The organism is Microcystis sp. M113S1 (genome assembly GCF_020246945.1).
Taxonomy (GTDB): domain Bacteria; phylum Cyanobacteriota; class Cyanobacteriia; order Cyanobacteriales; family Microcystaceae; genus Microcystis.
In genome coordinates, this window is record NZ_JADBSA010000248.1 from 1 (window position 1) to 10,690 (window position 10,690).

At 39.8% G+C, this 10,690-nt stretch carries 10 protein-coding genes; 5 read left to right on the top strand and 5 right to left on the bottom strand.

The genetic code is table 11. The annotated features are described in order from the left end of the window. Nucleotides 1-143, top strand: a 143-nt coding sequence (locus tag IM319_RS12345; RefSeq protein WP_287735806.1) for an AAA-like domain-containing protein, incomplete at its 5' end; no start/stop codon positions are given. A 45-nt stretch (nt 144-188) separates the two neighbouring features. Here IM319_RS12345 and IM319_RS12350 read toward each other — a convergent pair. Then, nucleotides 189-1,283, bottom strand: coding sequence for a WD40 repeat domain-containing protein (locus tag IM319_RS12350; RefSeq protein WP_287735801.1), 1,095 nt, complete (start codon nt 1,281-1,283; stop codon nt 189-191). Between the two features lie 452 nt (nt 1,284-1,735). Here IM319_RS12350 and IM319_RS12355 point away from each other — a divergent pair, with 452 nt between their 5' ends. Next, the gene (locus IM319_RS12355) at nt 1,736-2,866 is read left to right on the top strand and encodes a glycosyltransferase family 4 protein (RefSeq protein ID WP_287735802.1); all 1,131 of its coding nucleotides are present in this window, start codon (nt 1,736-1,738) and stop codon (nt 2,864-2,866) included. Between the two features lie 158 nt (nt 2,867-3,024). Then, on the top strand, nt 3,025-4,095 hold the full coding sequence (locus IM319_RS12360; protein ID WP_287735803.1) for a glycosyltransferase family 4 protein: 1,071 nt from the start codon (nt 3,025-3,027) through the stop codon (nt 4,093-4,095). Between the two features lie 25 nt (nt 4,096-4,120). Here IM319_RS12360 and IM319_RS12365 read toward each other — a convergent pair whose 3' ends face one another. Together IM319_RS12365 and IM319_RS12370 are read right to left on the bottom strand one after the other, a co-directional pair. Continuing rightward, entirely contained in the window at nt 4,121-5,068 is a 948-nt protein-coding gene (locus tag IM319_RS12365; RefSeq protein WP_287735804.1) for a DNA-methyltransferase, read from the bottom strand. Between the two features lie 306 nt (nt 5,069-5,374). After that, nucleotides 5,375-6,157: an MBL fold metallo-hydrolase gene (locus tag IM319_RS12370; protein ID WP_286827078.1), complete on the bottom strand. Its 783-nt coding sequence runs from the start codon at nt 6,155-6,157 to the stop codon at nt 5,375-5,377. Between the two features lie 379 nt (nt 6,158-6,536). Between IM319_RS12370 and gnd the strand changes: the two genes are divergently transcribed. After that, on the top strand, nt 6,537-7,964 hold the full coding sequence (gnd, locus tag IM319_RS12375; RefSeq protein ID WP_287687568.1) for a decarboxylating NADP(+)-dependent phosphogluconate dehydrogenase: 1,428 nt from the start codon (nt 6,537-6,539) through the stop codon (nt 7,962-7,964). A 2-nt stretch (nt 7,965-7,966) separates the two neighbouring features. Here gnd and IM319_RS12380 read toward each other — a convergent pair whose 3' ends face one another. Both IM319_RS12380 and IM319_RS12385 read right to left on the bottom strand, forming a co-directional pair. Further along, nucleotides 7,967-8,116, bottom strand: a complete 150-nt coding sequence (locus IM319_RS12380; RefSeq protein WP_287699318.1) for a hypothetical protein — start codon at nt 8,114-8,116, stop codon at nt 7,967-7,969. Between the two features lie 459 nt (nt 8,117-8,575). Beyond that, nucleotides 8,576-9,292 (bottom strand): DUF3782 domain-containing protein, encoded by a 717-nt coding sequence (locus IM319_RS12385; RefSeq protein WP_287687567.1) that lies wholly within the window; start codon nt 9,290-9,292, stop codon nt 8,576-8,578. 243 nt (nt 9,293-9,535) lie between these two features. Between IM319_RS12385 and IM319_RS12390 the strand changes: the two genes are divergently transcribed. After that, nucleotides 9,536-10,348 (top strand): calcium-binding protein, encoded by an 813-nt coding sequence (locus tag IM319_RS12390; RefSeq protein WP_287735805.1) that lies wholly within the window; start codon nt 9,536-9,538, stop codon nt 10,346-10,348. The last annotated feature ends 342 nt before the right edge of the window (nt 10,349-10,690 follow it).

The following is a 10,690-nucleotide window of genomic DNA, read 5'->3' on the forward strand; positions in this document are numbered from 1 at the left end:
ATAAGAGAGCGCGATTAGAACCGATTACTGCCTATAAACTGGAAAGTATGGGTTTAATTCAGTTAAAAGGCGATCTAGCCCAGCCTAGCTGTCAATTATATCAGCTTTACTTCCGAGAAGAACAGACCGGCAGCGGTCTCTAGTAGATAATTAGACATCAATAAGCATCGGGTGCGATTAAAGATTGTTCAACTTGCTAAAGATTGTAGTTCGGAAGTGGCATAAACTCTAACGATTTTGTCTTGGCAGGCCGTGGCGATATAATTACCATCGGGACTAAAACAAACGGAATAGATTTTCTGGGGATGGGGAATAGAAATAATGGCTTTTCCTGCTTTTAAATCCCATAATTTTAAGCTTTTATCATCACTACCACTGGCTAATAGTTGATTATTAGGACTAACACTAACTGAATTGATATGATCACTATGTTCGCTGAGAGTTTTTACCTCTGTCCCTCTTTTAATATCCCAGATTTTAATGGTTTTGTCTTTGCTGCCACTGGCTAAAAATTTGTTATTACTGCCGAAATCTACCGATAAAATACCTCCAAACCAATCGGAATGACCTTTTAAGATAATACTGCTTTTTTCTCCCAGATTCCAAATAATTACCGCTTTGTCATTTTCGCCGCCACCACTGGCTAAAAGTTGACCATTTTGACTAAATTTAACTGTTAGTACTTTATCGCTATGACCCTGTAATGTGGACAGAATTTCTCCAGTTTTTACTGACCATATTTTCACCGTTTTATCTTCACTACCACTAGCAATAATTTCCCTATCGGGATGAACAGCTACTGCTGTAACTTTGTCTTGGTGTCCCGTTAAGGTAGAGATTAATTTTTTAGTTTCCAGTGACCAAATTCTTACGGTTTGATCATCACTTCCACTAACCAAAAATCCTTGACAGGGACTAAAAGCAACAGAATTGATTCTTTTATGTCTATGTCTTGGAAATATATCATCAATCTCCGAAACCTTTACTTGAGGTGGTTTTGAGAACATATCGTTAATTTGAGGTATAGCGATTCCACCCTTATTTCCAAATATATTGCCAATCCCCTCCTCTAGATATCCAAACATTTTATTGGTATCATCTTCAAAAACTTTATCAATTTTTTTAGTTAAAGAAAACTTCTGATTTTTTCTCCATTCCCAGATTAGAATATTACCATCATCTCCGGCACTAGCCAAAAATTTACCATCTTGGGAAAAAGTTAGACATTTAACCTCTCCTTCATGGCCTTCTAAGCATTTAAAAGATACTAAGCGATTAAACATAGTGAAAACATTAGTTAATCAAGATTTTTCGGCATTACCAGATATTAGTTTTTCTCTGGGGGACTACTTCATCCCTGAGATAACTTTTTCTGCTCACCACAAGCACGAGGAAGCCATTCTTCCGTCATTATAACTAATTATAGTGTTTTTCGTCAAGGAGATGCAGCTAATCTAAGGATAGGCAATTAAAATACGTCTTAGCTTAATAAGTACCCGTTGACAATCATAGTAATAGGGTGGGTGAGGGGACAATAAGCGAAAAAATTGCCCGATAAATTAAGTATTCGCCAGAACCTAGCCCAAAAAGGCTGCTATTTAGGGACGCTATAGGGTAAGATTAACTATTAGGGTGGAGTTTATTGCCGATTTTAATCTTGTCCTAACCGAGCAAAATTGACAATTGAATCTGTAATTTTAAAAATATCTATCCCGTCAATCTCATCTAACCGCAAATGCTCAAAATTTTAGTTGATGGTACACCGATAAGACAAAATCCTAGTGGAATTGGATTATATGCTTATCATCTGATTGCCGAATTAGCTAAATTACAAAACCAAGAAAACTTTTCCCTGTCCCTCTGTTTTCAACCATCGGTAAAAAACTGGCTGCGGGGTAATCTTTCTATACCCGAAAAACTGCAATCCTATCCAGAGGTTAAATGTTTACCAATTCCCGTCAGTCTTAGCAATATCTTAACTCGATTTCCTAATCCTCTAATCCCCTATCTAGAAAACTTTCTTGATTCTCCCGATATTCTCCACGGATTGGATCATGTGGTGTATCCTTGTGGTCAGAGTCGTAAAGTTATGACTATTCATGATGTTACTTTTATTAAATATCCTGAGTTTGTCACGGGGATTGTCAAAACCTACACCCAACGGATTAAACAATCTCTACAATGGACAGATTTAGTCATTGCTAACTCTGCAAGTACCAAACGAGATATTGTTGAATATTTAGATGTGAACCCAGAGAAAATTTTTGTTACTCCCCTCGCAAGTCGTTATTCTTCTCCCCTAAATCTTCCCTCATCTCTAACTATCACTAAACCCTATTTACTCTTTGTTAGTACCCTAGAACCCAGAAAAAATATTATTAATCTTATCGATGCTTTTAATTATCTCAAGGACAGGTATAAATTAGACCATAATCTGATTCTGATTGGCAAAAAAGGATGGAAGTATGAACCAATTTTCGATAAAATATCTCAGTCTCCCTTTCGAGATAGTATCCAACATCTTGATTATCTTTCCGATGACTTAGTTGCGGATTATTATCAAAAAGCCGATGTTTTTGTCTATCCTTCTTTTTACGAAGGTTTTGGATTACCGGTTTTAGAAGCGATGACTTTAGGTTGTCCGGTGGTAACTGCTAATACTGCATCCTTACCCGAAGTCACCGGAGATTCGGCAATATTAATTAATCCCGATAATCTCCTGGAAATTGCCGCGGCAATCTATCAGGTGATTAGTGATACCTCTCTCCGTCAAGACTTAATCACGAAAGGAAAAAAACAAGCGGCAAAATTCTCTTGGCAAAAAACCGCACAAGCTACTATAAAAGCTTATCGTTCTCTTTTATAATAAGTAAGTAGTTATAATTAAATTGAAGATAGATTTTGCCTCTGATCTCCCCTTAATCCCCCCTTGATAAGGGTGGTGCTGATCCCCCCTTAATCCCCCCTTGATAAGGGGGGTTTCTGACAACTTTTAACACCTACCTACTTAACTAGCTAATATCTATGAATAAAAATAAACAATTATTAATCAATCTCGCTTTTCTCGGTACTAAATATACTGGGTTGACTACCTATACTAAAAATCTCATTCCCCAATTAGCCAACTTAAATCCTACCCTAATCACTTCTAATAGTTACCCAGATTTTAACACCTATCCTGTCTCGGCAAACCTCACCCAAGAACAGGGAACCAAAGGCAATATTAAGCGCTTAATTTGGACAGAAACCCAACTCTATCAAACCTATCAACAATTGAAATCTTCCCTGCTATTTACCCCCATTCCCGAAGCACCTATTTATCGAAATTGCCGCTATATTGTCACAGTTCATGATTTAATTCCCCTGCGATTTCCGAAATTTTCTCCGCTAACTTTTTATAATAAATACTATTTACCCCAAGTTCTGAAAAAAGCTACACATATTATCGCTGTTTCCCAAGCAACTGCCTCGGATATTAATAAGTTTTTTAACATACCTCTTGACAAAATAACCGTGATTCTTTCTGGATATGATTCTCATAATTTTCGTCCTCTAAATCTGGCGACTCGTCCCTATTTTCTCTATCTTGGTCGTTATGATCCTCATAAAAATCTCGGTCGTTTAATTACTGCTTTTTCCCAAATCGACCCCGAATATCAATTATTAATTGTCGGTCAATTTGACTCGCGTTTTACCCCGGCTCTACAGCAACAGGTAGAAGCATTATCAATCTCTCAACGAGTGCAATTTTTAAACTATGTTTCCTATACAGAATTGCCGCAACTTTTAAACCAAGCAACTGCTTTAGTTTATCCCTCCCTTTGGGAAGGTTTTGGATTACCTGTACTAGAAGCGATCGCCTGTGGAACTCCTGTAATTACTTCTAATCTTTCTTCTCTCCCAGAAGTCACAGGAGATGCGGCAATTTTAATTAATCCCTATAGTATTGATGAGATAAGAGAGGCAATGCAGCAAATCGCTAAAAATAACCAATTGCGCTTAAATTTAAAATCTCTTAGTCACCGACGCGCCGAGCTTTTTAGTTGGGAAAAAACCGGACAAGAAACCGCCACAATTCTGCAAAGTTTTCTATAAAAATGGTGACAAAAAAAATTATCAATCATTGTAGCCATTCTTCGGGAATTTGAGCAACTTTTTCTTGACCAGTAGGTTGATGAATAGGTTTTCCTAAAGGACGAATTTTGAGATTTCCTTGAAAATAAGCGGCGATTCTTTCCTGGGCAATTTTCACATATTCTGCTTCTTTTTCACTCCCCATCCCTCGACGATTGTGCATAATACTAGCAATCAGAGAAGTTCCAACCCCAGCAAAAGGATCAAAAACCCAATCCCCCTCATTTGTCAAGGCTAAAACACATCTTTCTACTAATTCAATTGGATATTGACAAGGATGAATAGTTTTTTCTGGATGATTAGATTTAACGTTAGGAATATCCCACAGTAACTCATCCCAATCTTGTGCTAAAAACTCCCAAACATCGCTGGGATTTTTCCCTAAAGGATTACCAGAAGGTTTACCGATATTCTTGCCTTTAAAATGGCGCTTACCAGGGTATTTAGCGGGGATTCTCACCGGATCAAGATTAAAGGTATATTGATCGGTTTTTGTCAACCACAAAATAGTTTCATACCTGCCAGAAAATCTTTTAGAAGTATGTAATCCATGGCCAAAATGCCAGACAATTCTATTTCTTAAAAAGAAACCCATTTGTTTAAATAGCTGATAATAAAAAATATCTAAAGGATAAACTTCACCCTCTTGAACGAAATTTCCCACCTGCCAGCAAATACTGCCATTATCTTGCAAGATTCTAGACAGTTCTCGCAGAATTTTGGTTTGGGTTTCCAGATAAGTATCCAAAGAGATTTTTTTTTCGTAGTCTTTTCCTAAATTGTAGGGAGGAGAAGTAATAATCAAGCTCACAGAATTATCTGGTATAGTCTTGATAAAATTATTGGTATCTCCTTGATAAAGAATTATTTCAGCATCAGGTTGATAAAAGTCCCGCACTGATTTTGATTGAGAAAATAAGGGCAACTGATTCATAGACAATTTAGCAGAGAAGAGCCACTTTTAATTATATAATTTTCTGGACTAAAAATCGCAAAGATTTCGGGCTGTGTAAACTGGACGTTTTACAATCTACCACCGCAGTTATTCAGTAAGCCCCAAGTATTCTGATTTATAGTACAATTGGCATCTCCCCATTTTACACCCAATATTCAAGAGAGCCGTTTTTTTAACCAATTAATGTCATCTGTAGCCAGCAAAGATATAACAAAAATTCTACTTTTTTAGATAAAAATCGGGAAGAAATAGTCAGCATTGTTCCTATTCTTCCCTTAACTCAGATTAGCTTAAACCCGGAACGCACTCGCCTAATTCCACTGTAAAAGGTTGCCAAGGACGAGGATCGATTACTTTTGTTGGCAAAGCATGGGATGTTAATAATTCTTGAAAAGATTCGGGACTACCCCCAGCACTTAACACCGCCATCAATAAACCTTTAAACTCAATATCACCACCGGCAGCCGTAGAAATAATATATTGAGGCTGCAAGCGTTGACAGACTGCTAAAGCGCTTTCTTGTCCTTTGATTACCGGTCCGAGGAAAGGTATTTTTAAGTCAATCAAAGGAGTGATAATCACATCGATTTTACCCAAAGAATCGAGGGTAGGAGAGTGATATCCGTGGGGTTCGTAATAGATAGTTTGATTGGTCGCTAATTCCTTGATAATATAGCCATTTTCCACCAGAGTCGGCCCTACTGGAGAACCGGGGACAGCAGTAATTTTGATCGCATTGTCAAAGATATAACTAGAACCGTGGGTTAAAGGGATGGGATGGGTATAATTGAGGGATTTAACGACTTTTTCGGCATTCGGAGAAGCTACCACGGGAATTTGGCGATCGAGTACCTGTAAAGTAGGAGGATGAGCATGATCTTCTAAACCTTGGGAGAGAAGAATCAGATCGATATGTTCGGGAATGGCATGATTAGCGGTTTTTTTGCCCTCAAATAGCCAAGTTAAATTACCAAAAGTCAGGGAACCTACCAACCAAGGATCGAGAAGCAGGCGTTTTCCCCCGATTTCGATTAACCAAGAATTACTATCAAGCCAAGTTAACTGCATATAAGAGTAATGGGGATTTTCTTAATTTAATTTAACATTAGCATTAATTTTTCTGCGCTTGGGGGTTTTTAAGTCATCAGTGAATGCCATTTATAGCAGTTATCTTAATGGTGAGGTAGGAAGTCTCTGGTTTTAGGGAACAGGCAACAGTAGCCAGTCGTCTGGGGATGATACCAAATTAGGTTACACGTCATCTTTAGGAGAAACGCTGTAACACTCCTCACTCAATGCTGGTCACTGAAAACCCAAATCTGATTACTGATCACTGATCACTGATCACTGATCAGTCAAGGCTTAAGAAATAGGGAAAGTTTAGCTATCTTAGGGAAAGTAGGCGCTAAAAGGGGAGGAAGAACGCATCAGCCGAGACTGAATTTCTATGACTAAACGTACCTTCGGTGTTATCGGACTAGCTGTCATGGGAGAAAATCTCGCTCTCAATGTGGAGAGTCGGGGTTTTCCCATCGCTGTTTACAATCGCACCGCCAGCAAAACTAAAGAATTTATGGAAACTCGCGCCGTCGGCAAGGATGTCAAGGCGGCCTATAGTTTAGAAGAATTCGTCCAAATTTTAGAGCGTCCCCGCAAAATTCTGGTCATGGTAAAAGCTGGCCCGCCGGTGGATGCCGTGATTGAACAATTAAAACCCCTTCTCGAAGAAGGAGATATGATTATCGATGGCGGTAACTCCCTCTACGAGGACACAGAAAGACGCACCCGCGACCTAGAATCAACCACTAAACTCGGTTTTGTCGGTATGGGGGTCAGTGGTGGCGAAGAAGGCGCTCTGCACGGTCCTTCCCTGATGCCGGGGGGTACAGAGTTCGCCTATCGGGAATTAGAGCCGATTTTAACCAAAATTGCCGCCCAAGTCGATGATGGTCCCTGTGTCACCTATGTGGGATCTGGTGGTGCGGGCCATTATGTGAAAATGGTTCACAATGGCATCGAGTACGGCGATATGCAGTTAATTGCCGAAGCCTACGATGTGCTGAAAAATGGTCTAGGATTAAGCAATCAGCAGTTACAGGAAACTTTCGCCGAGTGGAATCGCACCGATGAGCTTAATTCTTATTTAATTGAAATTACCGCCGATATCTTTAAGTATGTTGACCCGGAAACCGGTCATCATTTGGTAGATTTAATCTTGGATTCGGCGGGACAAAAGGGAACCGGACGCTGGACCGTGTTAAGTTCCTTGGAGTTGGGGGTGTCAATTCCGACTATTTATGCTGCGGTTAATGCTCGCGTTATGTCCGCTTATAAGGATGAACGGGTGGCAGCCGCAAAAGAGTTACCCGGACCCGGGGAAACCTATCCGGGGGATGCGGCACTATTTGTGGATAAAGTGCGTGATGCTCTTTACTGCTCGAAAATGTGTTCCTATGCCCAGGGTATGGCTTTAATCGCTAAAGCTTCTCAGGAGTTTAACTATAATATCAGTCTGCCGGAATCAGCCCGGATTTGGAAGGGCGGCTGTATTATTCGCGCCGGTTTTTTGGATAAAATTCGCAAGGCTTTTGCAGAAAATCCGGGGCTGCCGAATTTGTTGTTAGCACCGGAATTTAAGCAAAGTATCCTCGATCGCCAAGAGGCATGGCGTGAGGTGTTAGTCTTGGCTAATAAGTTGGGAATTCCCGTCCCGGCTTTTAGTTCTTCTTTGGACTATTTTGATAGTTATCGTCGGGCCAATTTACCGCAAAATCTCACCCAAGCACAACGGGATTATTTTGGCGCTCATACCTATGAACGTACCGATAAACCCAGAGGTGAGTTTTTCCATACGGAATGGATGACTGGATTGTAAAGCTATCTAATATTTTCTCCCCTTTTTGTTTCCGGTAAAAAGGGGGGATTTTTTTCGAGATTTTGCTGATTAATACTAAATTTTGTTTTGAAAAGCTGATAACAATCAATCATAAATGAGCCAATGATAATTGGTTCAGCTTTTAATTTCATTAGTCATTCTTTCGAGATACTGACAACGAGTTATCAGAATTTTTCCCATGTCTTTAATCGTTTTAAAATGTTGATGATGATTAACTCTTGGGATTAAATAGGGTTTGCGGCAAAAAGTTTTCCCTGGGGGTAGGGTGTGGGGTGTGGGGTGTGGGGTGTAGGGTTTTACCGATTTTGAGGTAGTCAGTTACCTAATTTTCAGGGAAAAAGTCCCCCAATTTTACCCCCGATCACTCCAATGGTCAGCACTTTTTGAGGGGAAAAAAGTCTAAAAGCCTTATCCAACAAGGTTTTTAGATTTATTCAGCAAACCCTAAATATATAACCCTTGATAAGGGATTTTTTTTATCGCCTTTATTCCCGTTATTTTGCCGAGCAAGAATCCAGGGAATAAAACCGAAAAGAGTGATACCGATCTGAAGTTTTCACAACAAAATGACCTAGGGGTATCAAGAAAAATTAATAGCTGAGGGGTTGGAAATTTTCAGGAATATCCAGTTCAAAGACTTCGTCGTGAATCTGAGCCACATAAAGTCCTTCTTGTAGGGTTTTTTGACGTAATTCAGGGGACATATCAACGGCGGCTAAAATACCATAGAGTTTTTTATCTTGATGTTCAGGAAAAAAGGTACGAAAACGTTGCAAAATACTTTTTAATTGAGTAATTGAATCTTCCCTGACATGACTTTTAACTTCCACAATATAGGCAGTGTTTAAATAACCATTGGCATAGGCGAAGACATCAAGCTCTAGGTGTTGTCCTCCCTTGCTGGCGCGGACACTAGGACTAATAATTTCCATGCCAAAGCGTTGTCTGAGAATCGTTTCCATGGAGGGAAGAGCCAGACCTTCGGTAAAACTGCCAAATTTTGCACCGAGTCCCCCAATTTGTTTACCTAATTCTTTCAGTTGGCGATCGGTCTCTTTCAGTTGCTCTTTCAGTTGGCGATCGGTCTCTTTCAGTTGCTCTTTCAGTTGGCGATCGGTCTCTTTCAGTTGGCGATCGGTCTCTTTCAGTTGGCGATCGGTCTCTTTCAGTTGGCGATCGGTCTCCTTCTGTGCCTGACTGACTTCCTTGAGTTGTAGGTCTGTCTCTTTTTGAGCCGCAGTTAATTCCGATTGCCTGATGGTTAATTCTGCGAGGAGTTGCCATACGTCATCTGCGGTAGTGGCCATTGGTTCTTTCCTTACGGCTTCGTTTTCTCTATTTTAAGAGATTTTTTTGGATCGCCTTTATCAATCCACAGCAAAATTAGTGCTTTTAATAGTACTTTGGTTAAAGATGCGATCGCTGTCTTTCCCTATTTTTCCATGATCTCCCCTGAGAATTTCCATGTCCAGTGGGACTGACATCACCCTTGGGACAGCGTTACTTTTGTCCTATTCACTCATGTTTGAACCCGAAAGAGGTAAACAGCAATGGCACAAGGCGCTACTTTTTACTGGAGTACCTATCCCAGTTCTTTTCTGCAATTGCAGGCAGATGGTTATCCTTACATGGTCGGAGGCTATAACGATGACACAATGCACGGTTCTTCAACCGAGAATCAAATTGATGGCTTTTATGGCAATGACATAATTTACGGGTATAGCGGAACTGACCGACTAAAAGGAAATTATGGGAATGACACTTTAGACGGAGGTGACGATAATGATTACCTGTATGGAGGTGACGGACAAGACTATCTACTAGGAGGCGAAGGCTTCGATCGTCTATGGGGCGATTCGGGCAATGATAGTCTCTATGGGAACTATGGCAACGATTCCCTCTATGGGGGTAATGGCAGCGATCAACTGTTTGGCGGTTATAACAATGACTATCTAACAGGTGAATCGGGAAGTGATCTGATAGTGGGAGGATTGGGGAAAGATACCCTACTAGGAGGAGCCGATGCTGATACTTTTGTGTTTAATACTCCCCAGGATTCTCTGTTAGTTTCCTACGATGTCATCAAAGATTTACAAATTGGCATAGACAATATTGATGGTTTAACCGCCTTAAGTGCGGCTCAGGTCAAGGAATTGGCTAGTGTGAGCAGTTTAACTGAGGCAAATATAAAAACCCTTTTGAATGGTACAAATTTTGTGGCTAATGGGGCCGCAACCTTTAGGGTTGGAACTCAAACCTTTTTGGCTCTAAATGATAATCTGGCTGGATTTTCCGCTAACACTGACGCTATTATCGAAATCACTGGTTTTAGCGGCAATCTTGCTAATTTATCAATCATTTAACTATTCAGTTTTTTGGTGTGATTGTGTGTGGGAAAGTGAATTATCTTGATTAAGTAATCTGTCTTTCCCCTATTTTGGCTAACCTCAGTAGATGGAAAAGTTTGAATAACCAGAGTATTTAGTAACATCTGATACAAAATACTTAGAGAAACTAATTAAGAAAACTTATGTCTAAGAAAAAAGACTATTGCTATTAGCCATAAGGCAAATAGATAGTATCAACAACTTGATAGATTTTATCAACGGCTTGCCTTAAAAACGATAGCATTTGTTGAAAAGTAAATAACTCTCGATAAATTAAGCGTCCACCCCGTCTCGGAAAACAAACTTTTCGCCATAATA

Bases quoted from the DNA above. Each gene is read 5' to 3' on its own strand.
- IM319_RS12360 (WP_287735803.1), top strand. From the start codon at position 3,025: ATGAATAAAAATAAACAATTATTAATCAATCTCGCTTTTCTCGGTACT.
- IM319_RS12390 (WP_287735805.1), top strand. From the start codon at position 9,536: ATGGCACAAGGCGCTACTTTTTACTGGAGTACCTATCCCAGTTCTTTT.
- IM319_RS12355 (WP_287735802.1), top strand. From the start codon at position 1,736: ATGCTCAAAATTTTAGTTGATGGTACACCGATAAGACAAAATCCTAGT.
- IM319_RS12385 (WP_287687567.1), bottom strand. From the start codon at position 9,292: ATGGCCACTACCGCAGATGACGTATGGCAACTCCTCGCAGAATTAACC.
- IM319_RS12370 (WP_286827078.1), bottom strand. From the start codon at position 6,157: ATGCAGTTAACTTGGCTTGATAGTAATTCTTGGTTAATCGAAATCGGG.
- gnd (WP_287687568.1), top strand. From the start codon at position 6,537: ATGACTAAACGTACCTTCGGTGTTATCGGACTAGCTGTCATGGGAGAA.
- IM319_RS12365 (WP_287735804.1), bottom strand. From the start codon at position 5,068: ATGAATCAGTTGCCCTTATTTTCTCAATCAAAATCAGTGCGGGACTTT.
- IM319_RS12380 (WP_287699318.1), bottom strand. From the start codon at position 8,116: ATGAAATTAAAAGCTGAACCAATTATCATTGGCTCATTTATGATTGAT.
- IM319_RS12350 (WP_287735801.1), bottom strand. From the start codon at position 1,283: ATGTTTAATCGCTTAGTATCTTTTAAATGCTTAGAAGGCCATGAAGGA.